Source organism: Rhizorhapis sp. (assembly GCF_035276005.1).
GTDB lineage: Bacteria > Pseudomonadota > Alphaproteobacteria > Sphingomonadales > Sphingomonadaceae > Rhizorhapis.
In genome coordinates, this window is record NZ_DATEMB010000004.1 from 1 (window position 1) to 26359 (window position 26359).

General features: G+C 63.1%; 18 protein-coding genes and 1 riboswitch. Of the genes, 6 read left to right on the forward strand and 12 right to left on the reverse strand.

From position 1 onward, the window contains the following. The 3 genes from cas9 to cas2 all read left to right on the forward strand — a co-directional run. A partial coding sequence (cas9, locus tag VJS46_RS00715) for a type II CRISPR RNA-guided endonuclease Cas9 (RefSeq protein WP_332844081.1) occupies window positions 1-1134 on the forward strand: 1134 nt, incomplete at its 5' end. Next, the gene (gene cas1, locus VJS46_RS00720) at window positions 1092-1994 is read left to right on the forward strand and encodes a type II CRISPR-associated endonuclease Cas1 (protein ID WP_324057421.1); all 903 of its coding nucleotides are present in this window, start codon (window positions 1092-1094) and stop codon (window positions 1992-1994) included. The genes cas9 and cas1, both read left to right, overlap by 43 nt. A gap of 2 nt (window positions 1995-1996) precedes the next feature. Then, window positions 1997-2326, forward strand: a complete 330-nt coding sequence (cas2, locus tag VJS46_RS00725; protein WP_324057422.1) for a CRISPR-associated endonuclease Cas2 — start codon at window positions 1997-1999, stop codon at window positions 2324-2326. A gap of 559 nt (window positions 2327-2885) precedes the next feature. Here cas2 and VJS46_RS00730 read toward each other — a convergent pair. From VJS46_RS00730 to VJS46_RS00740, 3 genes are read right to left on the reverse strand one after another with little or no spacing between them, the layout of a single operon-like run. Next, complete coding sequence (locus VJS46_RS00730; RefSeq protein ID WP_324057423.1) at window positions 2886-5510, reverse strand: AAA family ATPase; 2625 nt, start codon at window positions 5508-5510, stop codon at window positions 2886-2888. Continuing rightward, window positions 5507-6631: a DNA repair exonuclease gene (locus tag VJS46_RS00735; protein ID WP_324057424.1), complete on the reverse strand. Its 1125-nt coding sequence runs from the start codon at window positions 6629-6631 to the stop codon at window positions 5507-5509. The genes VJS46_RS00730 and VJS46_RS00735 overlap by 4 nt, the downstream gene beginning before the upstream one ends. 2 nt (window positions 6632-6633) lie before the next feature. Beyond that, window positions 6634-12630, reverse strand: a complete 5997-nt coding sequence (locus VJS46_RS00740; RefSeq protein ID WP_324057425.1) for a DUF3320 domain-containing protein — start codon at window positions 12628-12630, stop codon at window positions 6634-6636. A 624-nt stretch (window positions 12631-13254) separates the two neighbouring features. Continuing rightward, window positions 13255-13445: riboswitch (cobalamin riboswitch) on the forward strand. 58 nt (window positions 13446-13503) lie between these two features. On the opposite strand from VJS46_RS00740, the gene VJS46_RS00745 reads away from it, so the two are divergent. Next, window positions 13504-14157: an energy-coupling factor ABC transporter permease gene (locus VJS46_RS00745; protein ID WP_324057426.1), complete on the forward strand. Its 654-nt coding sequence runs from the start codon at window positions 13504-13506 to the stop codon at window positions 14155-14157. A gap of 35 nt (window positions 14158-14192) precedes the next feature. On the opposite strand, the gene VJS46_RS00750 is transcribed toward VJS46_RS00745, so the two are convergent. Beyond that, on the reverse strand, window positions 14193-15509 hold the full coding sequence (locus tag VJS46_RS00750; RefSeq protein WP_324057427.1) for a cobyrinate a,c-diamide synthase: 1317 nt from the start codon (window positions 15507-15509) through the stop codon (window positions 14193-14195). A 53-nt stretch (window positions 15510-15562) separates the two neighbouring features. Here VJS46_RS00750 and VJS46_RS00755 point away from each other — a divergent pair, with 53 nt between their 5' ends. Continuing rightward, window positions 15563-16687, forward strand: coding sequence for a cobalt-precorrin-5B (C(1))-methyltransferase (locus tag VJS46_RS00755; protein ID WP_324057428.1), 1125 nt, complete (start codon window positions 15563-15565; stop codon window positions 16685-16687). Here VJS46_RS00755 and cobM read toward each other — a convergent pair. From cobM to cbiE, 3 genes are read right to left on the reverse strand one after another with little or no spacing between them, the layout of a single operon-like run. After that, window positions 16654-17418, reverse strand: coding sequence for a precorrin-4 C(11)-methyltransferase (cobM, locus tag VJS46_RS00760; protein WP_324057429.1), 765 nt, complete (start codon window positions 17416-17418; stop codon window positions 16654-16656). The genes VJS46_RS00755 and cobM overlap by 34 nt on opposite strands. Beyond that, window positions 17415-17798: a cobalamin biosynthesis protein gene (locus tag VJS46_RS00765; RefSeq protein WP_324057430.1), complete on the reverse strand. Its 384-nt coding sequence runs from the start codon at window positions 17796-17798 to the stop codon at window positions 17415-17417. The genes cobM and VJS46_RS00765 overlap by 4 nt, the downstream gene beginning before the upstream one ends. Further along, complete coding sequence (cbiE, locus tag VJS46_RS00770) at window positions 17795-19045, reverse strand: precorrin-6y C5,15-methyltransferase (decarboxylating) subunit CbiE (RefSeq protein WP_324057431.1); 1251 nt, start codon at window positions 19043-19045, stop codon at window positions 17795-17797. Before cbiE ends, VJS46_RS00765 begins: the two co-directional genes overlap by 4 nt. Here cbiE and VJS46_RS00775 point away from each other — a divergent pair. Further along, entirely contained in the window at window positions 19044-19805 is a 762-nt protein-coding gene (locus VJS46_RS00775; RefSeq protein WP_324057432.1) for a cobalt-precorrin-6A reductase, read from the forward strand. The genes cbiE and VJS46_RS00775 overlap by 2 nt on opposite strands. Here VJS46_RS00775 and VJS46_RS00780 read toward each other — a convergent pair. The 5 genes from VJS46_RS00780 to cobN are packed head-to-tail and all read right to left on the reverse strand — an operon-like array spanning window position 19772 to window position 26358. Next, complete coding sequence (locus tag VJS46_RS00780) at window positions 19772-20533, reverse strand: precorrin-3B C(17)-methyltransferase (protein WP_324057433.1); 762 nt, start codon at window positions 20531-20533, stop codon at window positions 19772-19774. The genes VJS46_RS00775 and VJS46_RS00780 overlap by 34 nt on opposite strands. After that, window positions 20530-21270 (reverse strand): precorrin-2 C(20)-methyltransferase, encoded by a 741-nt coding sequence (locus tag VJS46_RS00785; protein ID WP_324057434.1) that lies wholly within the window; start codon window positions 21268-21270, stop codon window positions 20530-20532. Before VJS46_RS00785 ends, VJS46_RS00780 begins: the two co-directional genes overlap by 4 nt. Next, window positions 21267-21893 carry a precorrin-8X methylmutase gene (locus VJS46_RS00790; RefSeq protein WP_349254905.1) on the reverse strand — a complete coding sequence of 209 codons (627 nt, stop codon included), beginning with the start codon at window positions 21891-21893 and terminating at the stop codon, window positions 21267-21269. Before VJS46_RS00790 ends, VJS46_RS00785 begins: the two co-directional genes overlap by 4 nt. Next, the gene (gene cobG / locus VJS46_RS00795; RefSeq protein ID WP_324057436.1) at window positions 21893-23107 is read right to left on the reverse strand and encodes a precorrin-3B synthase; all 1215 of its coding nucleotides are present in this window, start codon (window positions 23105-23107) and stop codon (window positions 21893-21895) included. The genes VJS46_RS00790 and cobG overlap by 1 nt, the downstream gene beginning before the upstream one ends. After that, window positions 23104-26358 (reverse strand): cobaltochelatase subunit CobN, encoded by a 3255-nt coding sequence (gene cobN, locus VJS46_RS00800; RefSeq protein WP_324057437.1) that lies wholly within the window; start codon window positions 26356-26358, stop codon window positions 23104-23106. Before cobN ends, cobG begins: the two co-directional genes overlap by 4 nt. Window position 26359: the final 1 nt, after the last annotated feature.

The following is a 26359-nucleotide window of genomic DNA, read 5'->3' on the forward strand; positions in this document are numbered from 1 at the left end:
GAGGCCGTGAAGCTGTTCTACCCGGAAGGCGAACGACAAGAAAAGGGCGGCAGTCGCCGCGTGTTCACGCGTCCCGGCGGACTGACAGCGGCCCTGCGCCATGCCTGGGGCGTGGAATCGCTGAAAAAGGTTGATGGCAAACGCATCGAAGATGCCCGCCATCATGCCCTCGATGCGCTGGTGGTGGCCGCGATCGGCGAAAGGGAGGTGCAGCGGCTCACGCTTTCCTATCAGGAATGGGAGCAGCAGGGTCTTGCCCGACCGCTGCGACAGGTTGATCCACCGTGGGGTGATCCGGCCAGCTTCCGTCGGGAAGTGCAGCAGGCTTACGACAACGTTTTTGTCGCCCGGCCGGAACGCAGGCGGGCGCGAGGTGAAGGCCACGCCGCGACTATCAGACAGGTGAAGGAGCGGGATGGCGCTCCGGTCGTCTACGAGCGCAAATCAATCATTGAGCTGTCGGAGAAGCGGCTGGAAGACATCAAGGACCCTGAACGCAACCAGGGCGTGATCGAGGCCATTCGGCAATGGATCGCCGAAGGGCGGCCCGCTGACAGACTGCCGCGCTCACCGGCTGGCGATGAAATTCGCAAGGTCCGGCTACGCACGAAGGGCAAGCCGGCAGTTCAGGTTCGCGGCGGCTCGGCAGATCGCGGCGAGATCGTCCGCGTCGATGTGTTCGCCAAATCTAGCAAGCGCGGGAAAGACGAGTTCTACCTTGTGCCAATTTATCCCCATCATGTCATGAATAAGCGCGAATGGTCGGGGCCGCCGATGCGTGCCGTGGTGGCCTATAGGGAGGAAGAAAGTTGGTCCCAGATCGACGATAGCTTTACCTTCAAGTTTTGCCTCTACCCTAGAAGCTACGTCGAGGTGACTAAGCCCACCGGCCAATTGCTGGCAGGATATTTCCAAGGATTGAATAGATCGACTGGCGCTATCAACCTGTCTAGTCACAGGGACTCCCGATCGATGGTCGATGACAACGGAAATTCAACGCAGAGCATTGGCGCAAAGACCTTGTTAACCATAAAGAAATACAATGTGGACCGCTTCGGCGCACGTTCCGAAGTGAATTCCGAGGTCCGCACATGGCATGGCGTGGTCTGCACATCTCCAACCCAGCCCGGCTGACTCACCGCAGCCGTCAGATCGTTGTCGATCCTGAAAATGACGGCGAAGCGCTGACCTTTCCGGTTGAGGACATTGCCTGGATCATCCTCGACACGCCGCAAGTCTCCGTCAGCGGTTCTTTGCTCAGCGCGCTGGCCGAGAATGGTGTCGCTATGGTTGTGCAGGATGCAAAGCACCATCCCGCCGGAATGCTGATGTCATTCCACCAGCATCATGCCCAATCGGCCATCGCCCATTCGCAGATTGCGATGAGCCAACCGCTCAAGAAACGGCTGTGGCAGAAGCTGGTCTGCGCCAAGATCGAAAACCAGGCTGCGGTTCTGCGCGGCATCGGCTGTGACTACGCTGCCGCCCTTTCAACCATGGCGGGCCGGGTGGGTTCGGGTGATCCCGACAATCTGGAAGCCCAGGCAGCCCGTGCCTATTGGCAACGGCTGTTCGAGGGCTTCCGACGCCATGAAGAGGACCGACGCAATGGTTTGCTCAACTACGGCTACGCTGTCGTTCGCGCCGCACTTGCGCGATCCTGCGCCGCTTCTGGTCTACTCCCCGCCTTTGGCATTCATCACCGATCCAAAACCAACCCATTCAATTTGGTGGATGATCTGATCGAGCCGTTCCGGCCGGTCGTTGACCGAATGGCGCGCACGCGCGCAGCGAGTGAGGAACGTGATGAGCTTGATGTCGAAGACCGCCGTCACATGGCCGGCATTCTGAGCGAGAACATTTCGATCGGCGAAGAACGCATGACCATGCTCGCCGCGACTGAGGCAGTCGCCGCAAGTCTGGTCAGAGCAATCGATGGTGGCAATGCCGCATTGCTCAACACGCCCGCACTGCCGCTGGCGCGGCGCAACTGAACATGGAAGCCGATGAGGTTCGTTTCATGTGGCTGATGGTATTTTTCGACCTGCCCGTGAAGACCAAGCCGCAACGCGGCAGGGCCAGCCGATTTCGCCAGTTCCTCAAGAAGGACGGCTATATCATGCTGCAACTTTCTGTTTACGCGCGGGTCTGCCGGGGGCAAGATGCTGTGGATAAGCATATCCGTCGGGTGCGTACCAGCCTGCCCAAAGAGGGCAGTGTGAGGACGCTGCAGGTTACCGACAAGCAGTATGGCAGGATGGAATTGATGCTGGGAACAGCGCCAAAAACCGAATCAATCGGTCCATCTCAGATGGTTCTGCTGTGATTTCGGCGGTGCTCAAACCGCGAAAATCACAACAGTTCCAATCCGTTACCGTAGAGCAGTCCTACCATGGGCAAATCGGTAGGGAAACCACGGCAGAAGATGCCAGAGACGTCCTTGAAGCGGTGTCCTACCATGGGCAAATCGGTAGGGAAACCACGGCGACCATTCGCGCGCCTGGTTCTGAACTGTGGTCCTACCATGGGCAAATCGGTAGGGAAACCACGGCAATCGACCTAACAGGCCAAAGATGGCCTGTTAGGTCGATCGGCGCGGAACGCGCCGAATGCTTCCAAGAGAGCCTCTACGCGGATGGTACGCCGCTGCTCAAGCCACCGCTTCAAGACCCTTGGGTTGGAAAATTGGGAGCAACCTCAGCGCAGGTCCACCTGGCCGCTTTTTGCCCCGCTCCCAATCGGGCACGAAGTTTTCGATACGTTGAGATAGCGCGCAAACCCCGGCCACGAGACGTGCTGCGCGTCGCGGATTGCCTTGATCTCATTGGCCTTGAGCGGTTTCGCGTGGGCAAAATTCCAGCAGTGTTTCAACAATAACCGCGATGCTATGGTTGCCAATCCGTCATTTGAAGAACATTTCCGCCTAATCTTTGGAAGGCACGCTGCCGGCAAGAGAAGACGATGATCTGTTGATCGCGCGACTGGCGATGGAGAGCGTCGAACATCTTTTCGATGCGATCATCATCCGAATATACGAGCGCATCGTCCAGTATAACCGGGGCAGGACGTCCGTCGCGGGCGAGGAGACGCGCAAACGCCAAGCGAGTGAGAACGGACAGTTGCTCCCGCATACCGCCGCTGAGGCGATCGATCTCTTCTTCCAGGCCATTGCGCAAGATCGTCTGGGGTAACAGCGTCTTGTCATCGAAAGTAATCGAGACGTCATCGAACAGGAGCCCCAGCAGTGGCTTCAATTCCGCCATGACGGGCTTCAGATAGAGTTCGCGGGCTTGAGATCGGGCAGTATCCAGAGCGCCAGACAAACGCTGCAGGATCGAAACCTCTCTCTCGAATGCGGCGACGCGGTTGTCGGCTCCGGCTAAGGCGTCCCGGGTTTCCTGCCACTTCTCTTCTACCGCATCGTCAGAGCGCGTGCGAATCTGCGCGCTCAGGCCAGCCAGCGTCTCGCGAAGCTGACCGATTTCCGTATCGACGGCCTGTTCGACTGAGCGCGCCCGGTTGAGCGCAGCTGCAACGGATTCCATATCGACGGCGGTGTCGAGAAGCTCCGTCACCTGTGCTTCAGTTTCTGCCAGCCGCTCCTCCAGCGGCACGAGCCTTTCGGTCAGACCCCGCCCGCGCTGCTCTCGTTCATCCTCAGGGCCGAGGACCGCCGCGACCTGCTGCGCCTCGGCCTGGATTTTGGCTAGCTCGGTCTCCGCCTGAACGAAGGCATCCTCCGCGCTGGCACGACCAAGCTCAAGGTCACGCAGATCCTGGCTAGCTTGCTTGCGCCGCTGGCGCGCCACATCGAGCGCCGACTGGGTCTCGATCGGATCCGCCTTGATTTCGAGCGGCTCTGCCTCCGCCATGGCGTGCGCTGCTACTTCTTCTCTTAGCTTGGCGATGCCATCGGGTGCCAGCAGGATCATCTGCGCACGGCCTTCTCGTGCCTCGGCTTCGAATAGCTGCGCCTGTTCCTGCTGTGCCCGCGCAGCGGCGAGATCGCCAACCCCCATCGACGCGAGCAGTATCCGCCGCTTCTCCTCGACCTGTTCCAGCCGATCATCGTCGTCTTCCGGCCGGTTCGACCGAAGCGTGATCGTGCCGATGCCCGGTGCCACCAGGTGGGCCTGTCCGTCATAACCGCGCTCTTCGCCATCGACGAGCGGTTCGCCGCCCATCGTAACACGACCGGCACCCCCTTCCTCGTAGGTGATCGTGACGGATGGGCGCCCCGCTTCTTGCAGAGCGCGGATTCTGGCAATCTCGACGCCCAGATCAACGAGTTCGTCGATAGCGCCGACAGGGATGTTCGCCTGCGCGAATTGCGCTTCGCTTTCCTCGATCCCGTGCCGGACATCTTCCGCTTGGCGCAGGCGGTCCCTGAGGCCAGCGAGGCGCTCGGAGGCATCGCGTGCCTTGGCCGCAGCATCGAGGCGATCCAGCAATTCGCGCGCTGCGGCCTCGTCGGCTTCGGCGGAGTCCGCCTCGGCGCGCGCCTTCTCTATAGCTTCGGCGGTGGCGCGGCGCCGATCCACCGCTTCGTCACGGCGACGACCCGCCGCTTGCTCTTGTTCACGTAGCTCCTTCGCCTGGTCCAAAGCGTCGCGAAATTTTCGCTGGTCGCGAGCCGCGGTGTCGTGACGCTCGCGCGCGAGGTCGAATTCGGCTTGCGCTGCCTTGAGCTTGTCATTCTGCGTTCGCGCGGCATCGAACGCTGTCTGGGCAGCCTCCGTCGCCAAGCGCCGAGCCTCACGGTCTTCGACGACTTCGAGTTCGGCCAGTCGCCGGATGGCCGTCGCGCGCCGATCCAGCGCATCGCGTAGCGCGGCCACTTCCTCGGATAGTCGCTGCTCCTCCGATACCAGCCTGTCACGTTCTTCGATCGCGGCAGCGTAGCGTCCGCCTGCCTTGGCACGGCCCGTGGGGGTCACCAACGCGAAGCAGGCTTCGGACGCGGCGGCCATGACTTCGGCCATGCGCCGTCCGCCAGTTACTGCTTCCACCTCGCCCTGCACGGATTCGAGCAGGCTGGCGCGAACCTGTTTTTCGCTTTCCTCGTCCGCTCGGCTGCGCTTTTCGAGCCCCGTGGTGCCTTGCCTTACCCAGAGCAGCCCCGCTGGACCACCCGCCCCTCCCTTGACGAGTTCGGCAATGAAGTTCTCCGCTTCGTCGGCCTGGGCGAGAAGCCGTCCGGATTCCAGTTCGACGATCCGCGCGGATCGGCCGCCATAGAATTGCTTGGTGATCCGATAGCGGCCTGCATCGGTCGCGACGTCCGCCTCGATCAGTGGATTACCGCCGCTGTAAGGCCGGATGGCGCGCACATCTCCGGCCGTGCTTGAATGGGGCTGGAAGAACAGCGCGTGCAACGCTTCGAAGCTCGTCGACTTCCCGAATTCGTTGGCGGCACAGAGCACGTTTACGCCGTCGCCGATTCCTTCGATGGCAACGCCGCGGCCAGCAAAGCGCTTCACATTGAACAGGCGGAGAGCGGATATCCTCATTGTGACACCGTCTGGGCATAGGAATACAGGCGTGCCAGCGCGCCGCTGGCGATGTCACGCTCGGTGACTGAGAGGCTTTCGTCGCGGGCTTCGGCGAATAAGGCGTTGGCCGCTTCGCGCAGTGCCCCGCCTCGATCAATCGCATCGAGGTCATCGACTTCGCATTCGGTCGCAAGGCCACTGTCATCGAGTTCGAGCCATGCGAAGTCAGGTGCGGCAATCTCGATCTCGCGGGTTAACGTCGAACGCTGCGCCAAACGGCTGCGACCGGTCGCGATCACTCGGGCCAGTGTCTGGCGCCGGTCTCGGACCTCCGGCAGCAAGGACGTAAGCACCGTCGCGGGGTCGTCGCCATCAAGCAAGTGGAGATCAAACGACCTCCATGCAAAGCTGGCGGTGCCCAACGCTTCCACTTCGGGCAAAGCGGAACTGCTAGCAATGCTCACGAGCAGTGCCTCACCAGGGCGATCGTGCTTGAAACGGTCCTGCTCGGGTGTCCCACTGTACCAGGTGCGTGGGTCGACCCGCATGGCGCCGTGCCAGTCCCCGAGCGCCAGATAGCTCAGACCTGCCCGATCAGCGCGGTCTGGCGCGATGACGTCCGATGCAACGGTATCTTCCGAAAAATCGCGGATCGCGCCGTGGGCGAGGCCGATGCGGATCGCACCGTCGGGCGTGCCTGCAGCATCCATCCATTCGGTCAGATCGCGGCCGGGACGGCGCGTCGTACAGGGGGCTGGGAGGAGAGCGACGTTAGTCGCGAGTTCCATCGGCTGAGGCTGAGTAGCCAGCACGACGTTCGGAGGAGCCTCGCTGCCGAGCTTGTCCCATAGCTCAGTCGCTTGCAGCGAATCGTGGTTGCCGGGAAGTATCACCCACCGGATTTCCGAATGGTGTGACATTTCGGTCAAGGCCTGCCGGCGGACGTCGGCGGCGGGAGTTTCGGTGTCGAACGTGTCGCCAGCGAGGAGGACCGTGTCGACCCCACGCTCGCGCGCCTGTCGTGCCAGCGTGGTGATGACGACATGGCGAGCCTCGCGCAGCCGGCTCGGCAGATCCCCGGAAAAATTGCCGAAGCGCTTGCCAAGGTGCAAGTCACTCGAATGGATGAAGCGAAACATAGCTACTCCGGAGAGGTGGGGGCTGCCGTCACACGGGCCTTGGCAATGGCCTCGTCCAGCCGCGCGCGGGATGCGGCAGCGAGGCGCTCCACGCCGAGCAGGCGCGCCAGTTCGCGCGCGGGATCCGGCTCATCAAGAAGACCTGTGTTTTCCACCACGATCCACGCCAGCTCGGCAAGCGGAATGTCCGCGATCGCCCTGCGCGCTTCCTCGCCGCTCGGCGCGCGATAAGGTTGGATTTCCAAGACAGCACCCTGCCTCCAGATGAATTCGCCGCTTGATTCGTTGGTTCGGTCGAAGTCGCGCAAATGCATCTCGATCCGCTCCCGGATCTTGCCACCCGTCCGCAGCCACCCATGAACCCGGGCGATCCGCTGACACAAAATATCGGTCCGCAAGGGACTTTCCGTGTCGATGACGGCCTCGATCATTCCACGCAAGACATCACGATAGCCGAACTCATAGAAGCGTTCAGGCGCGACCGGAAAGGCCGACAGATCAGTGATGTGGTAAAGCGCGCTCGAACTATCGGCCGTCGTCGGTATCGACTCCGTCTGGCGCTCTGCGAGAGCTTGCGGCGCATGCGAGGCCAGGGCGGATACCAGTTCCCGTTCGGCGGCCACCAGAACCGGCGTCTGTTCTTCCAGTGCCGCCGCGCTGTCGTCGCGGATTTCCTCGATCCCTTCGATTTTGTGGCCCATGTCCCAATGCGCGGCGCCACTAGCGTCGGTTGAGCTTTCCGCCTGAGCATCGCGATCGGCTCTGCTGCGCTCCAGCAGGCTTTCCAGATCCGCATGCAGTCGATCCGCACAGCCTTGCGCATCAAACCACCAATCTGTCGACCAGACGCGCAGGATATCCCAGCCCAGACCTGTGAGCACTTGCTCGCGTACCTTGTCGCGATCACGCGCCGTCGCGGCGCTATGATAGGATGCCCCGTCGCACTCGACCCCGGCCAGATAGGCACCGGCGAGGTCTGGATGACGAATGCCCAGATCGATTCGGAAGCCAGAAATCCCGACCTGCGGCACGATCATCCATCCGCGACGTTCGAGTTGCTCGGCAACGGCTTGCTCGAATGGTGAATCGAAGCCCCCAAGCGATCCGGCGTCCTGCGCCGGCAGGGCGATCGCCCCCCGCTCGGCATAATCGAGGAAGGTCTTCAGATGATGGATGGCTAGCGCCTTCGTGCGGCTGGGATCTATCTGGTCCGCAGTGAATCCTGAGAAGACAATCAGCTCCTGCCGGGCGCGGGTGACGGCGACGTTGAGACGGCGCTCGCCACCATCGCGGTTGAGCGCGCCAAAATCCATCGTCAGCTTCCCGGCAGCATCCTTCCAGAAGGTGATCGAGAAAAGGATGACATCACGCTCATCGCCTTGCACATTCTCCAGGTTCTTGACGATAGTTGGTTCCACCCGCTCGTCGGCAAAGAACCATTCCAGATCCGGATCATCCCGCCGTGCCGCGTCCAGAAGATCCATGATGAGCGACTGCTGCTGCGCATTGAAGGTGATGATGCCGAGGGTCGGGCGGCTCTTTTCGGGCAGCACCAGCCAGCCCTTCATGCGCGTCACTGCCTCGTTGGCGACTGCCTCCGCTTCGATCCGGTTTGTCCGGCTCTTGCCGCGATCGTAGACGCCACTAGGCACCTTGTGCAACCGCACCGCCCGATCCTCTACCGAGGGCGACGGAAAGGTGACCAGGCGATTCTGATAATAATGATGGTTGGAGAAAGCGATCAGCGATTCGCTTCGACTGCGATAATGCCACCTGAGATCGCGGACCGGAATGCCCGAAGCCTTCGCCTCGTCCAGGATGCTCTCCAGGTCCTTTTCGTGATCGGCGATGTCTTCTTCCTCTTCGTTGCGGCCGAAGAAGTTGGTCGGCGGCAATTGCTTCGGATCGCCGACAATGATGGTCTGCCGCCCGCGTGCAATCGCGCCGACTGCATCCCAGGTTGTGATCTGCGAAGCTTCGTCGAAGATGACCACGTCGAAAAGCGCTTGGTTCGTAGGGAAATACTGCGCAATCGACAGGGGCGACATCAGCATGCAGGGAGCAAGCTTGGCGAAGGTCTCGGGCATTTTGCCGATCATGTCCCGGATCGACTGACTTGGCCTCTGCAGTTCCATCTGGTGCCGCAGTAGGCCCAATTCGGAATTGCGCGGAACGCTCTGGACCGAGGGAAGTCCATGCGCGATCGCGTCGATCACGCGCCGGGTAGCGTGCGAGCGCACCAGATCGTCGATCTCACGAAACTCGGCGATGGCATTCTCGTGCTGGAAACGCCGAAAATCCCTGAGAACCGGATCACCATCCAAAACCCCCGGTAGCCACCAGCGCGCGTAGCCCAAGCGAAAGGCGGCGCGGGCGTCACTGGTCGGAATTATTCCCGTCTCGATCAGTTGCACCAGAGACGCCAGCCCCAGTGCAAGTGCCCGGCTCCTGACCTTGCACCAGACCGACCAGTCGCGAAGCAAATGCTGCGCATCAACGAGCGCATCGAGGGAACCCGCGAGCTCGCCTAGGTTGCTCAGGTCTGCCGTGACCACGTCACGCCCGGCCTTTTCACCGAACTGTCGCCGCGCCGCGTCGAAACCGCGGGCTGCGGCCAACAACTTGCCACCGGCTTGTCGGAGCAGATCATCATCGTCGTCCTCGCGCAGAGTTTTCGCGACGATATCCTCGATCGCCTGGAGCTCTTCCTGGCTGCGGTCCGGGAAACGAAGCACGCTCCGAAGCCGCCGCGCGCACTCAAGGATGTCGGCGACAGATTCGGGATCGGTGTCGAGCCCTTTGATGGGCAGCGGCTTGCCGATCAGGGCGGTCTGGTCGACCACCGCGAGTTGTTCCTGCATCAGACGCAGTTGCGGCAAGTCCTGCTCGGGCTGCGTCGTGCCTTGACCGGCATAGCTCTGTAGCAGTTTGGCGACCTTACGCCGGCCCAAGGCCGACATAGGCCAGAACGATGCGTTCGCCTCACGCCATTGGCGATCCAGCGTGGCGATATCGATGTCGCGCACGGCTTGCTGGTCGAAGGTTGCCGCCAGACCGGATTCAGCGGCGCGATAGGCCTTGATCGAGCCAGCGAGTTTTGCCAACTCCTCGGAACAGCCCGCGAATTCGGGATCGAACGCGATTGTGACATCGCGTCCCCGGGCCTGTTCCAGAGTATCGGCCAGACCGGTCAACGCATCGATCTCTTGCTGCGAAGGACGTTCTGGGGACCTGAGTCTTAGGCTGGCACGATAGGCCGCCAGCGCACCCGCGAGCAGGTCGGCCGCGTTGCGCAACGACGAAGCGGCGGCGAGCAAGTCAGCCTGCCAATCCGAGCTCCACTCGTCGCGATCGACGAAGTCCAGCGCTGGACGCCGCTCGATAGAGGCGAAGACCTGACCGACTTCCGCTGCGAGATCCTCCAACGCAGTCAGTGCTTGTGCGTCATGGGCATCGCGTTCACGCCACGAGAGATCGGGCGCCGGCGCCTCGGCCGCCTGCAACGCAATGCCGAGCGCCAGATAGGGTGTCCAGCCGTTGGGGTAGCGCGTGTGCAGTGCCGCGACGTAGGCGTTCAGCACGTCACGCCGCAGCTTCAGTCGCTCGTTGATCTCGATCCATTGCGACTCGTCGCTTCGGCCGCCATTCTCCCAGGCGGCCTTGAGCTGCGCGAGGAAATGGCGCCGATCGGCCTTGTTCGAATGCAGCTCGATACAGTGATCGCCAAGGCCGTGCTCGCGCAGCCGGCGATAGACGACATCGAGCGCTGCGGTCTTTTCGGCAACGAACAAGACCGTCTTCCCCACCGCCAGGCAATTGGCGATCATGTTGGCGATGGTCTGGCTTTTTCCGGTCCCCGGCGGCCCAACGATGACGAAATCCCGGCCCTCGGCAGCGGCGAGGCTGGCGGCCGTCTGCGATGAATCCGATGGCAGCAGGCAAACGATGTCCGCCGGCGCATAGACGCGGTCGAGCTCGGTTTCGTCGCGGAACGCGGACTGGGAACCTTCCGCCGAAAAGGCCTGCTCGGGCGTGTCGATGAGATGCCGCACGACCCTGTTCTCGCGCAGCGCATCGGTCCGTTCGACCAGATCCTTCCACATCAGGAACTTGGCGAAGGAGAATGTCGACAGCGCTGTTTCGTCCAGCACTTCCATGCCTGGAACGTCGCGAACCGCTTGGCGCGCCATGGCCAGCACGCGCGGCACGTCGATCCCGCTGTCGTCCAATGGCAGCTCGCCGCTGAACTGGGACAGTTTGAGATCGAATTCACGCTCGAGAAATTGCAGTAGCGTGGCATTGAAACGCGGTTCGTCCTCGTGGAAGCGGAGGGTGAACGACGAGCTCGCGCTACGCCTTTCCAACTTCACAGGGACAAGCAGGAGAGGAGCACGGTAACTGCGCTCATCCTCCGGCTTCTTCTTCCAGCGCAGAAAGCCGACCGCAAGAAACAGCGTGTTAGCCCCGCCTTCAGCGAAGTCGTTGCGCACCTGGCGATGGAGATCGATCAAACGCGCTTCGAGCTGACGCGCATCGAGCGGAGAAGGCAGCTCGTCGCGCTGGAGCGCTTCCGCGGCGAAGCTCCGCTGGATGTCGCGGCCATGGACTTCGCGGTAGAGACCGGCGTCGCGCTCCCCCAAGGGGTTCTGTTCGGGAAGCGAGATCAGACGGATCGCCGCGCCATTCGCCAGCCGGTCTTCAAGATAGGCGACGTCGGTGCACAGGAAAGGTATTGTCTTCTTCGTGACCGGAAAGTTGAGGAGCCGGTTCCTGAGCGTCAGGTCTAGCAGCTTTTTCTGCCAGCGATCGATACGGCCGGCCGCAGTCGTGGGCTTTTCCTCGACGACGTTAGACGGCAGCTCGTTGAATGCAGGGACAGCGGGCAAGGACAAGCCTTCAGTCGGCCGGTCTTCGTCAACAAGGTCGCCCGTTGCGCCACGCCGTATCGGTTCGTGCGAGGCAAGCGGCGTAATCCCGCCGCTTCGCGCTCGCCGAACGTCGATCGCAGCCACGAAGTTGCCCGCCTCTTCCTCGCTCATGCGATGATCTAGCGCGTGCTGCGCGGCCTCCATTGTCATCGCTGGCCGATGAGCGACGCCGGTCGTCTCGAACACGATCAGTTCACGAGACGCCAACGCCTTGCGTACTTCCATCTGATCGTTCTCGATAGCGTTGGCGAAAGTTCGCTTGACCAACCACACGCCTACCGCCGCGTGCCCCTGGAACATCAGCAGGACCGGATGGAGCCCGGCGGCTTCAATCGCCGCAGCGAAAAGGAGTGTGGTGTCGAGACACGTGGCGAGCCGATCCTCTTCGATGGCGCCAGGACGGCGCACCTTTTGCCCTCGGCTCTCGAAGCTTGCCGGTGGTTCGGCATAGTGCAGCGCCAGACCGGCAATGGCAGAATAGATCGCGGCGCTGAGCAGATAAGCGCGCTGCGGGTCGGCAGACTGGTAGCCGTCCAATCCGCCAGAGTGCCCGTTCGCCAGAAGGCGTTCCGCCGCTGCCCGAAGAATGCGCGCAATGGCCGGATCGTTGGGCATCGCAAACGCGGGCAATAACTGAACCATGTCTGAGACGCCGCCCCATTCGTCGCGTGCCAGGAGCCTGACTGGAAAATGGCGTTCGTCGACAACTTCTCCGTTGGCCGTAAGGCGCAGCGTCATCTCACCGCGTTCGGCTTCATCGAGGCCGGCAAGATAGGCCGCGTCGAGCTCTACCTTCCGATCGCTCAATGACAGGCTGTCGCCCGGGGAGAGCCGATCCACCGTCCAGGATTTGGGGCGGACGAAGGACGGCGAGGACGAAAGCTCGACCAAGCAGTTATGGAACTGTCTGCCAGTATGATTTTCGATTACGATCGAGCGAACGACCGGAATGGCGTTCTGATAGGAGGCATAGGTAAAGCTCCCAGCAATATCTGCGGAAAGCGTCGGACTATCGACATTTGTCTCGGTATTGCTGCCGTCATCAAGACCATCTTCGTGAAAATCGCCCATGCTCGCCCCCTATCGCGAAGGTTAACTAAGCATCTCACCATTAAAAAGACCTTTTCGCCGATGTTCCTTCGATTCGGTGGCTCTCACTTCGCGGTCGCCGATCTTGCCGACCTCCCTGCCCCCAATTCAACTGCTCAGCATCCGGTAATTTCGGGAGGAACAGCTGGAACGCCGTGCTGCAATTATGACTGCGCTGGCGAATGAAAATCGGCAAAGCGTCGCATGTGGAAGACCGTATCCCGTTTACGGTCGTATATATCAGACCTTATGGTCGAAGCGACCGACAGGCATCGCATGCAGGCCAACCTTTGCAGATTTTCGACAATCGCGTCATGGTATCGAGAACTGCCCGTGGGAGCGTCCGTGGGAGTATGATGGGATTCTAGGGGATTGAGCGGGATTCGAAATGGCGGTTTTCCGCCGTTTCCCTCCCCTCCAGTCCCCTGCAATCCCTTGCGGATCAGGTTCGATTCCCGTAGGGGTCACCATCTTTTCTGCCAACCTAGGCAGGCTCGATCTTCGCTCGAATGATCAACTCTTCTGCCCTTCGGACTTGCGCGAATCCGTCCTTCTGAGAAGACACCGAAAATCATTGGCGGCCCTTGTCCGCGCAGCCGAACTGCCCTACCGGTAGGCTATCCAGGCCGGAGCTTAGCTCCAAGGGAATATGGTGCGATTCCAAGAATCAAGGCCATAGCCGCCCCCGCGACCGTAAGCGGTTGGCGAAGCGCAACATGCCACTGGCAGCCATGCCGGGAAGGCGCGCCGAGCCGATAACCGCAAGCCGGGAGACCTGCCTGGATCGGCAATGCCCGGCATTGCCGTCATCCTTGAACCCATTTGCTGCGCGGCGGGCGCAGGGAAGGAACAGATATGCATATCGAAATCGGGATCATCGATCCTGTCAGAATTGCCGCAGCCAATGCCACGGCACTATCCCTTTTTTTGGCGCAAACTCCGGCGCTGATCCGTGAGCCTGCCGTCATCATCAAGACGGCGGCGGCGGCGCTGGTCTTTTCCGTGCTGATGCAGAGCTGGCATCTGCCGGTCGGACCCAGCGAATTGCATCTGATTGGCGCCACGACCATCTATCTGCTGTTCGGGTTCCGGGCCACGATGATGGGCTTTGGCCTTGGCCTTGCGCTACAGACGCTGATGGAGCCGCAGGACCTGTTGCATATCGGGGTGAATTCGCTGTCCCTGATGGTGCCGCTGATGGCGGTGCACTTGAGCTATGGCCGCCGTCTATTCGGGCAGGGCGTCGCCGACCGCTTTACCTTCGCCCGCGTGCTGCGGCTGGACGCCATTTATTATGCGGGCGTTGCAACGAAGGTCGGGTTCTGGCTGCTGCTGTCGAACGCGGCGACGCCCTTTGCCGACTGGGCGCGCTGGGCGATTGCCTATATGCCGGTGTTCGCACTGGAGGCGATGATCACCTTTGCTGCGGTGACGCTGTTCGGGCGCAAGCGGAACTTGCCAATGCTCCAGCGCTTCTCTGAGCTTGGCAGATTGAACTTCGCGCGTTGAGCGACCAGGCGGGCCTTGCGAGGGGCCCGCCTTTCTCATTGCTGGGCGATGACGTGGAAGAAAGTGCCGGTCACCTTGTTCCGCCTTCCTCCCGAGGGTCCGATAAGGTTTCCCTGTCCGTCAACCAGGTCCACCAGCGGCTCGTCATTGCCGGGCGTTACTGTTGCATAATGGAATTCATGTCCGCGCATCATGCCGCCCACGGGGCCAAGCGGGCATTCGGCCATCAGCCTTGCTTCACGATAGCCGAGATTGAGCTTGCGGCGGGCGAAGCTCGTTTCATGTCCCATGAGGGCGGCCATGGCATGCCGAACCCCCTGCTTGTCCTCCATGCCCTGCCCCAATAGCATGAACCCGCCGCATTCGCCGTGCACAGCCCCTTTGCGAGCGAAAGCGCGCAGGCCGTTCAGAAATATGTTCGAGGCGGCCAGCCTTCCCGCATGCAGTTCGGGATAGCCGCCCGGCAGCCAGCACAGATCGCATGAGGGGTCGGGCGCTTGATCGGCAAGCGGCGAGAAAGGCAGGATTTCCGCGCCTGCCCGCCGCCATTCGGCAAGAATGTGGGGATAGACAAAGCTGAACGCCTCATCCTGGGCCAGTGCAATGCGCTGAGCGGGCGGCGGCAGGGCCACGGAGAGATTCGACGAGAGCGGGCCTGACTCAACCGGCTTCGCTGCGGTCAACAGCCCATCAAGATCGGCCTGCCGCTCTATCGCGTCGGCGAGTTGATCCAGCAGCAGCTCCAGATTCTGATGCTCGCTCGCCTGAACAAGCCCCAGATGCCTCTCCGGCAAGTCGGGTGCACCCGAACGCATCAATGCGCCAAGAAGCGGAAGACCGGTCCGTTGGAGCGACTGCTCCACCAGCAAGCGGTGACGGCCGCTGGCGACGCGATTGGCGATCACCCCTGCGATACGGACTCTGGGATCATAATGGACAAAGCCGCACGCTACTGCCCCTGCCGTTTGCCCTTGCCCCGAGACGTCCATCACCAGCGCCACCGGAATGCCGAACAGCGCAGCAAGATCGGCCGCTGCACCGCGCCTTCCGTCCACCTCTCCTGCCCCGTCGAACAGGCCCATTGCGGCTTCGATGATGAGAAGATCGGCGTCCTCCTGCGCCTGCCTCAGAAGGAAGGCGAGCAGATCGGGCGGCATCGCCCAGCTATCGAGATTGACGCTGTCTCCTCCGCAGGCTGCCGCGTGAAAGGCTGGATCTATATAATCTGGCCCAGCCTTTGCCGCCTTCACCTGAACCCCTCTGCGGCGGAATGCCCGCATCAGCCCCAGGGCGACGGTGGTCTTGCCCGAGCCGGAACGCGGCGAACCGATGATGATCGCACGAGCATTCATACCTGTGCCTCCATCCATGTCAAAGGCGGGACGGCTCGCTTATGGAGGCTTTCATGCAATCGGACGATTCGCCCCTCCGCACTGGCTGGACCACCGGTGCCTGCGCCACGGCCGCGGTGAAGGCGGCCTGTCAGGCACTGGCGACGGGGGAATTTCCTGATCCGGTCTCGATCCGCCTGCCGCAGGGGCAGGAACCAGCCTTTGCGCTCGCCCTGCATCATATGGCTGATGGCGCCGCAACCGCGGGTATCGTGAAGGACGCAGGAGACGATCCGGACGTCACCCATGGCGCCCTGGTGCTGGCAAGCGTGCGTCCTTTGGCCGCCGGTTCGGGAGTCCGGTTCAAGGCGGGAGCAGGCGTTGGCACGGTGACTCGGCCGGGCCTGCCGGTGGCGGTGGGGGAGCCCGCCATCAATCCCGCGCCCCGCAAGATGATGCGCGCTGCTGTTGCCGAAATCGCTGCGCTGCACGGGGGACCTACCGATGTTGAAATCGAACTGGGCGTGGAAAATGGTGAAAGAATCGCCGAACGCACGCTCAACCCGCGCCTCGGTATCATCGGCGGCCTTTCCATCCTGGGCACGACGGGGATCGTAAAACCCTATAGCTGCTCGGCCTGGATCCATGGCATCCATCGGGGTGTGGACGTCGCGCGTGCAGCGGGGCTGACGCATATCGCCGGGGCAACGGGCAAGACCTCCGAACAAGCGGTGCTGCACCATCACAACCTGCCGGAACTGGCGCTGATCGACATGGGCGATTTCGTGGGCGGCATGCTGAAATATGTGCGCAGCCACCCCCTGCCCCGCGTCACCATTGCGGGCGGGATCGCCAAGATGGCGAAGCTGGCTCAGGGCCTTCTCGACCTTCATTCCAAGCGGGGAGAGGTCGATCTGGAAGCGCTTGCCACTCGAAGCCTGAAGGCGGGAGGAACGGAGCACCTGGCGGAGCTGATCCGCGCGTCCAACACCGCCGCCGAGGCCTATGGCCATGCGGAGGCCGAGGGCGTGCCGCTCGGCAATGCAGTAGCCTTGGCGGCGTGGGAGACGGCGGCGGACGTGCTCGACGATCCGGCGATCATGCTCGACGTTCTGCTGTTCGATCGTGAAGGAACGCTCAAGGCCCATACGGAGCCGCTACCCGCCTACAGACCGGCACGGCCGCGAAAGCGGCGCTGATAGGCGGCGTCATAAAGGGCGCTTTCCCTGAAATCGGCGCTCCCAAGCGCAGGACCAACCAGGATGATCGCCATGCGCTCTACTCCGGCCTCGGTCACTTTCTGGGCAATACTGGAGAGGGTGCCGCAAATCAGCCTTTCGTCGCTCCAACTGACGCGGATCGCGACGGCTGCGGGACAGTCTTCGCCATAAAAGGGCAAAAGGCGCTCCACAATCTCCTCCACGCGGTGAATGGCGAGATGGATGGCGAGGGTTGCGCCTGTAGCCGCGAAACTCTCTAGCCTTTCCCGTTCCGGCATCGAGGAAGCCCGGCCGGACAGACGAGTGAGGACGACGCTTTGCGCAACTTCGGGAACCGTGAGTTCGCGTCCGAGCAATGAGGCCGCAGCGGCAAAGGCGGGGACGCCGGGGGTCATGGTATAGGGAATGCCCCGCCGCTCCAGCCTGCGTATCTGTTCGGCGCAGGCGGAATAGACGGACAGGTCGCCCGAATGCAGCCGGGCGACGTCCAACCCCGCCTCATGCGCCGCCACATATTCGGCGTCGATCTCGTCGAGTGAAAGGGGCGCGGTGTTCACCAGACGGGCATCGGGCGAACAATAGGCAAGCAGCTCGGGCGGCACTACGGAACCGGCATAGAGGCACACAGGACAGCGCGCGAGAATGTCGCGTCCACGCACGGTGATAAGGTCGGTCGCACCCGGACCTGCGCCAATGAAATGGACGGTCATGAACTGGAATCTCCTGTAGCAATAGCGCAGGCGACGCTGCCGCGGGTCCGGCGTGGAAAGAGGAGGCTGGGTGAACGGCTGTCCGTGCCTGCAAGCGCGCAGGCTTCCGAAATCGAGGCATGGCCACGATGCGCAAATGCGTGAACACTGCCCGTCGGGCAGAGATGCTGCCAGGCGGAAAGATTTGCTTCATCGACCCAGACCAGTTCGCACCCGAGATGAGCGGCAGCCTCGACTATTCCAGGTTCAGAGGCTTTGAAATGGGGAGCGGCCAGGCGGTCGATATGGTCCAATCCGGCTTCTGCCATGATCGCCGTGACCAGGTCCGAAATGGCTTCTGCTGCCGTGTGTCGGCGGCATCCTATTCCGGCGGCGATCATGATTTCGTCCAGCTCCAGATGGCGACGGGCCGCGCCGGGCGCCATCCGGTCATGTTGCCCAGCGGTTCGGCGCGGGAGATTTCGACACGCAGCAATTGTCCTCCATGGGCGCCATGCAGGCTGGCAAGCAGGCTTTCGGTTTCCAGGGTGACTGCAGCGACAGCAAGACGGCCACCGGACCGAAGCGCCTCCATGCAATGATTGATTACCCCAGGAACGGTAGCCCCGCCGCCGATGAAAATGGCATCGGGCGCGGCCAACGCCGTAAGCGCCGCCGGAGCCGGTGCTTCGACGACTTGAAGGCCGGGCACGCCCAGGCGAGCGGCATTGCGCCCGATCCGCTCCGCCCGTTCGAACTTCGCTTCTACGGCTGTGCACCGCATGGAAGGATGAGCGAGCATCCATTCAATGCCGATCGAGCCGGACCCCGCCCCGACATCCCAGAGATATTCACCGCGCCGGGGAGCAAGCAGGGCCATGACGACGGCGCGTACTTCATATTTGGTGATCTGGCCGTCATGCTCGAACATATTCTCCGAACGTCCGGCGGTCAGCGGAATGATCGGGGCCTCCCGCTCCGCCCTCACCTCGACAGCTAGCAGGTTTAGGGGGTGGATAACGCCCAGCCCGAAATCCTTTGCTTCGGCCACCCGGACCCGCTCGTCGGGACCGCCCAGCGCTTCCAGAAGGGTGATGCGAGAGGGACCAAAACCAGCTTCAGTCATTAGCGGGGCGATGGCGGCAGGAGATTCGGCATCCGAGGTCAGCACCAGCAGGCGGCGGCCCGGATGAAGCAGAGGCCGGATGAGGTCGAGCGAACGGCCGTGGAGGCTGAGCATCTCCACCTCGGCTAGCGGCCAGCCCATGCGCGCGGCGGCAAGGCTGAAGCTTGAGGGGGCCGGGATGATCTCCATTTCCTCGGCGGGAACGGAGCGGGCAATGATCGCGCCTATGCCAAAGAGCATGGGGTCTCCGGAAGCCAGCACGCAGACCGGCTCGCCCCGGCGGGCCAGGAGCTTGCCGATCGCTGTGGCGAAGGGCCTTGGCCAAGAGCTTGCATCACCCCGAATGAGGGGAGCGGCGAGTTGGAGATGGCGTTTTCCGCCGAAAATGGTGCTGGCTTGCCGGATATATTCGGCGGCGCGGGGCGAAAGGCCCGCTACGCCGTCTTCGCCAATACCGACGATGGTCAGCCACGGCCGGGATAGTGGCGCAGGGCCAGCCAGGTTGCTACCTCGCTCAGCCATGCACAACATCCTGATTCTGGGCGGTACGACAGAGGCGCGCCAGTTGGCCGAGAGGCTCGCGGGCTGCAAGGACCTGAACGTCACGCTTTCGCTGGCGGGCCGCACCCGTTCGCCCATAGCCATGCCAGTGCCGGTGCGAAGCGGTGGCTTTGGCGGGGCGGAGGGGCTGGCGCGCTGGGTGCAGGACAATGAGGTCGGCCTTCTGATCGACGCCACGCATCCCTTTGCCGCCAATATGTCCCGCAATGCGGCCGAGGCGAGCGGAAGGGCTGGGATTCCCCTTCTGGCCCTGCGCCGCCCGGCCTGGCAGCGCCAAAAGGGGGACCGCTGGATCGAAACCGAGAGCCCTGCAGCGGCCATTGCCGCACTTGGCAAGTCTTCGCGCCGCGTCTTCCTGGCCCTTGGGCGGCAGGAGGCGCATGTAACGGAGAATGCGCCCTGGCATCATTATCTGGTCCGGTCGGTCGAGCCCATTGATCCCCCGCTTTCGGTCCCGCACGCATCCCACATTCTCGACCGGGGACCGTTCGATGAAAGAGCCGACCTCAAGTTGCTGCGTGACCATCGAATTGACGCCGTGGTCGCGAAGAATAGCGGCGGGACGGCGAGCTATGCCAAGATCGCGGCTGCACGCGCGCTCGGGATTGAAGTGATGATGATCCAGCGGCCGGATGTGCCGGACGTGCCCGCCGCGGCCGATATCGATGCGGCGCTTGAGGCTATCGGTCATGCGCTCGGCCTCGCGTTTCGGGGGGTATAGACCAGCGGCTCTCTGCCCGGCCGCTTGACGATGCGCGTTTCCGCCGATCCGATGAGCACGCATGTCGCCATGTCGGCAAATCCGGCATCGGCCTCGTCCAATGCCGTGATGATCACGCGCTCATCGGCACGGCCGACCGCCCGGCCGAAAACAACCGGCGTCGTGTCAGGCAGGTGGCGGCGAAGAAGGTCAAGAGCCGCCGGAAGCTGCCACGGACGGGCGCGGCTCACCGGGTTGTAGAGGGCGAGGACGAACCCCGCTCCTGCTGCCGCCGCCAGCCGTTTTTCCACCAGAGTCCAGGGCTTCAGATTGTCCGACAAGTTGATGGCGCAAAAATCATGACCAAGCGGAGCGCCGACACGGGCGGCGACGGCGAGCATCGCGGTCACACCGGGCAGAATATGGAGATCGACCTGCCGCCAGCGTTCCGGCCCCCTCTCTATGGCTTCGCACACGGCGGAGGCCATGGCGAAGACGCCAGGATCGCCGCCTGACACCATAGCAACCCTTTGGCCAGCAACCGCGCCCTCCAACGCCGCCGCCGCGCGGGCAAGTTCCTCGCCATTGTCCGAGGCTTCACGGAGTTGCCCCGCCCTTTCCGGCACGCGCGCGAGATAGGAGCTGTAACCGAGCAGCACTTCCGCTGCGGCAAGCGCTTCCGCCGCTTCGGGAGTAAGCTGAGCCGGATGACCAGGACCAAGGCCGACAATATAGACGGCGCCGGTCATGAACGGCCCTCCCATCCCGGCACCAGGACGATGGAGAAATAGGGTGCAGGTTCGTCGCCACGTTCCGGCAGGCGCATCGTGAGCGCCTCCGGCATGGTCGCGCGCTCCACATAGAGCGCCCGGGCGAGCCGCCCTGCCCTTTTGAGGGCGCGGCGGATCTTTGGCAGGTTGCGCCCGACCTTCATGACCACCACTGCTTCGGCCCCGGAGAAGCGTTCCACCAACGCCTCTTCAGAAAGCGTGCCGGGCACGATGCTGAGCACATCATCGCCCTGCGCGATCGGCACGCCGCTGCCCGACCAGCAGCCAGCCATGCCAGTCACTCCAGGCACGACCTCAGTTGGGTAGCGATCGGCGAGGCGGACATGGAGATGCATGTAGGAGCCATAGAAGAGCGGATCGCCTTCTGACAGGATCACCACATCGCGTCCGGCATCGAGATGCGCCGCCACACGCGCCGCGGATATATCGTAAAAACAGGCGATCTGAGCTTGATAGGCCGCGCTGTGCCGGGGAAGCTCTGTGGTGACGGGATAGAGCAGCGGCAGTTCGATGCTGCCTGACCCCAAATGGGCGGAAACCGTGCGCCGGGCATGGCTGTCATTTCCTGCCTTGGCGAAATGGGCGACCACAGGCGCCGAAGAAATGAGCCGAGCCGCCTTCAGCGTCAGCAACTCCGGGTCGCCGGGCCCCACGCCAACGCCATAGAGGCGGCCTTTGTTGCTTGTGCCGGTCACAATCCAGCCTTCGCTAGCGCATTGATGGCCGAGGCCGTCATGGCGCTGCCGCCCATGCGGCCCTCGACAATCGCCCAGGGGATGCCCGCAACGTGGATCCGCAGCGCCTCTTTCGACTCCGCCGCGCCGACGAAGCCCACAGGCATGCCAATGATGGCAGCAGGACGGAAACCGCCTGCATCAATCATTTCGAGCAGATGGAAGAGCGCCGTAGGCGCATTGCCGACCGCGACGAGAGCACCCGACAGCCGCTCGCGAAGCAACTCCAGCCCGGCGGCCGATCGCGTTGTGCCCAGCCTGGCGGCAAGCTCCGGCAGGCGAGGATCGCCAAGCGCGCAAAGCACCTCATTTTGCGCAGGCAAGCGGGAGCGGGTGACGCCGTGCGCCACCATCTGCGCGTCGCAAATGATGGGCGCGCCGCCAGCAAGGGCATGGCGGGCAGCTGCGACGAAGCCGGGCGCGAAATGGATGTGGCGGGCGGCCTCGACCAGACCGCAGCCATGGATCATGCGAAGCGCAATATCCGCTTCTTCCTGAGGGAAGCGGGCAAGGTCCGCCTCCGCACGGATGATCGCGAAGGAGCGTTCGTAAATGGCAGTGCCGTCACGGATATAGTCGTAGATCAATGGACGTCCTCTTCGACAAGCGCGGCTCGAAGGGCTGCGGCCGCGCCCTCGGGGGAGCAGATGCGGGTTCGGGCGAGGTTCAGATCGTCCGGGCCGCCCGGACCCATGGCTATGGCGCCGCCGGGCAGGCCAACCAGCGCAAGGCGGGATGGACCCTGATGCGCACAGCCCTTCGCGCAGCCGGACACGTGGACAAGGCCCCTTTCGGGCATATGGGGAATGAGGGACCTGGCAATGTCGCGAGCAGCAATATGGGCCGAAGCGCAGGCGGGCGCTCCGCTGCAGGCGAAGAGCCGGTGACGCGGATCGTTTTGCGCCGTGATGAAGCCGCTTTCCTCAAGGTGACGGCGCAGGTCCCGGATTGCGCCCTCGCCAAGTCCGGCAAGCAGAATGACACGGCCCGGGGCGGGGCTAATATGAGCGCCATTGTCCTGGGCCAGCTTGGCGAGTGTCTTGAGCTGGCCCCATTCAACCTGCCCGAAGGGAACGCCAACGGGTAGCGCCATGGAGCCGCCGCGGCATTTGTAAATAGCGGGCGGCGCGCTACTGCGAGCAATCTGGGCCACGGGAGGCGCAAGACCCTCCTTCTCCAATAGGCGCAGCAGAGCTTCTCCTGGAAAATCCTCGAGCAGGGAGGCGGTTCTGACGGCGGGCGAATATTCCGTCAGACGGCCAAGGAGCCTGCGAAGAATCGGAAGCACGTGCTTTTCCTCCGCAACGCCGACAGGTCCATGGCCGCCAAGAGAGAGTTGCCAGCATTGTCGCGCTACGGCGGAGAGGCGGATGTCTGCGGAACGTTGACCAAGATCGAACTGGCCGCCGCTATCCAGCAGAATGCCGGTTTTGGGATGCAACGAAAGCTGCTGCATTTCATGGCGAAGCTCTGCCGCGAGTGGGCGCGGGTCGGACATCTCGAAGGGGTCCAGACCCGCAAGCGGGCTCATCGCCACGGCGGGGCCGGTCTGATGCCCTATGCCCAGCCGGCCAATCTCTCCGGTGAGAGAGGCGACGCCTTTCTCATCAAGCCCTCTCAGTTGAATATTGCCCCGGGCAGTAATGTCGAGAATCCCATTGCCGTAACGGAAAGCGGCTTCCGCAAGACCAAGGACCTGCCCCGGTGCAAGCATGGGTTCGGCAAGTTGCAGGCGCACAAGCAGGCCGTCTCCCGTCGCCATGGGCCTTTGGAGCGAGGGACAGGCGCCACGGATCATGCGGCGGCCTTTCTCAGCCGGGCAAGCGCGCCATCCACGTCGTTGCGGCGGGGATGCCAGAAGCCCCCCTCCCGTGCGGCGGCAAAGCGCTCCGCCATCGTGCGGGCCGCTTCGGCGTTGTTTTCCAGCAAAAAGGCGGAGACGTTCGCATCCGCCACATAGGCTTCGAAGACGAGATCGATGAGGTGGGAGGGCACGGCTCGGGTGGTCGCCGCAAATCCGATCAGCCGGTCGGCGACCTCCAGCAATTCCGCCGCGCCTCTGGGGCCATGCCGCATCTGTCCGGCAATGAAGCGCTCATCCAGCGCTCTGCCATGGACGATCCGGGCAATGGCTTCGGGGAGCAGCCGCGCCTTTGGCCGGTCAAGGCGGCTGGTATCGAGCAGTACGAGCGTCGCGTCCTTCCCCGCTGCGGCTGCGAAACCGGCTATATGGGCAAGGTCGCTGACGCCGTCGAGCAAGTCGCGGTCGGGGCTATCGCTGACATGGACCAGGACATCGGCACTTTGAACGCGGCGGGCGAAAGCCGCGCTATTGGGCAAGGTACCCGCCTCTTCTCCGCCGAAGCTGTACCCTGCGAAGGCGCGATAAGCATCAGCCAAGGCGGGTCCATCCCAGTCGGCGGCGTTAAGCCGGTCTTCCGTTCCAGCTCCATAGGTTCCGGGGGCAGAGCCAAAGATGCGGGCGCCGCAATCCCCTGCCCTGACCGCTGCGGCAAGAGGGTTCTCCTCATCGTCCTCCGGCCTTTCCGCCACCGCCTTTGCGGCAAGGTCCAGGAGGGCAATGAGGCCGGGGAACATGTCGCGGAACATGCCCGATATGCGCCAGGTGACGTCGACGCGCGGGCGGCCCATCACGGCCGGCGGAAGCACCTCAATGCCGGTAACGCGCCCCGTTGCAGCGTCCCAGACGGGCCGGCACCCCATAAGCGCCAGGCCCTGCGCCACCTCTTCGCCGCCCGTGCGCAGCGTGGCGCTGCCCCAGAGATCGAAGAGGATGGAGCGAGGCATCTCCCCATGCTGCTGAAGGTGGAGCCTGATGATCTCGTCAGCGGCGGGCCGGGCAAGCTCCACGGCGGTGGATGTGGGGAGCATGCGCGGATCGGCGGCATACAGATTGCGCCCGGTCGGATAGACATCCTTCCGCCCCCTGAGCGGCGATCCGGCGGGACCGGCTCCGACCCTGCGGCCGGAGAGGGCGGCAAGCAGCGCTTCACGCTCCGCATCGGCGCTGCGATCCCGGTCGGGATCGCCGCTCGCATCGCGGCCATAGACATGCTGGCCATCGCGAACGGCCATATCCTTCACGTCGCAAAGCCAACCATCGATAGCCCGCAGCTTTTCGCCAGTATTCCCAATGCGGCCTAGCGCCAGCGTTTCAGCAAGGCCGCAGGCGGCGGCCCTGCCCAGGATGAGGCGGGAAAGCCGATCCCGCCTTCTCTGATCAAAACCATCGGCCGCGGCATATTCGTCGACCAGCTGCTCCAACTCCCTCAACGGGCCGTTTAGCCCGTCCGTGAAGGCAGCAGGCGGCAAGTGGCCGAGCGTCAGCGCGCCGATGCGCCGCTTCGCCTGGGCGGCCTCACCCGGATTATTCACGATAAAGGGATAGATGACGGGCAGCGAACCAATGACAATGTCCGGCCAGCAAGTCTCCGACAGGGCGACGGCCTTGCCCGGCAGCCATTCCACCGCGCCATGCGCGCCCAGATGCACGACCGCATCGAACCGCCCTTCCTGCTGCATCCAAAGCCCGAAGGCGAGCAGGGCGTGGCGAGGCGGCAGGATGGGATCATGATAATCCGCGCGCCGCTGGTCCAGCCGCCCCCGGTCGGGCGCTAGAGCGATGGTCACATTGCCGAAACCCGTCCCGCGACAGTGAAAGTCGCCCGCCGAAACATCGGGATCGGCAGAGGGCGCTCCCCATGCTTCTCTGAGCGCCTTGCGCGCGCCGTCCGGCAAATTCGCGGCATACCGGTCATAGTCGGAGAGCGGGAGGAGGATTGATCCGGTGGTCACTTGGTCGAGCAGGCACTTCGCCGACGAGGGGATTGGCCCGATCCTGTAGCCCTGCGCCGAAAGATCGTGCAGCAGAGCAAGCGCGCTTTCGGGAACGTCTAGCCCCACGGCCCATCCCGTCCGGCCGGGCGCGCCCGGATAGTCTGGAAGAACGACGATGAGGCGTTTTTCGCTATTCGGCACGCTCTGAAGCGCGACCAGCCGCGCAGCGCGTTCCGCGATCCGCTCCACCCGGTCCGCCACCGGCAGGTACGCCGTTCCGCCAAAGCCGGAGTGCTGCTTGAAAGCGGCAACGCCCGCAAGGATACGGCCATCCAGTTCCGGCAGTACGACGTTCATGGCGAGATCCGCCGCACCAAGGCCCCGGTCACTTTCCGCCCAGGCTGTCCCATAGGTGACCGCAAAAGGCACTTGCAAGACGGGCACGCCCAACCGGTCGAACAAGCCGTCACTGGCGGCAAAGCCGGTGGCTGTCAGGATAAGCGCGGGCGCGTGACAGCGCACGGCATCGGCAAGGAAAGCAAGGCTGTCCTTGTCCTTCAGGCCCGCCGCATAGACCGGAATAGTGCGCAGACCATGCCGGGCAAGCGCCTGCGCAAGGGTTTCGACCGGCGCGACGTCGTTCGAGAGCAAGACCGAACGGTAGAAAATAAGCAGTACGACGGGCGCCTCTTGCGGTAGCGTCTCGCCTCCGCCGCAGGCCCATATCCCTGCGGCAGGCACCGGCTGGGCATCGGCAAACTCCGGCACATCGCCCCCGGCGAGTCCCGCTGCGGCCAATCGGGCTGCTCGCATATTGTCCGGTCCTCCCCTGCGGAAGCAGGCCAGCAGGTGCCGGGCCGCTTCAGCGGGAATAGTGGAGAGAGAAAGCAGCCGCTCGTCGTCTGCGTCTTCTCCCGGCAGAACGGCGAGCGCTACACCCCTGCCGCGTGCGAGATCGGTCAGCCGGTCGAGCCCATAGCGCCAATAATCCTGCCCTCCCAGGAGCCGCAAAATGATGAGCTTCGCATGCTGGGCGGTCCGCTCAAGCCACAGGTCAACCGACATGGGATGCCGCAAATGCCGCAATTGTATGGCCGCAACGGAAAGCCCGGAGACATCCTCTTCCGCTCCGAAAGCCAGAAGGTCGCTATCGGAAAAGGACAGAAGCACTATGTCGGCCGCCGCCACGGCCAGATCGACCGGCTCTGCAAGATCATCGAGCCCCGCCGAACTGGTGTTGAGAAGATGCACG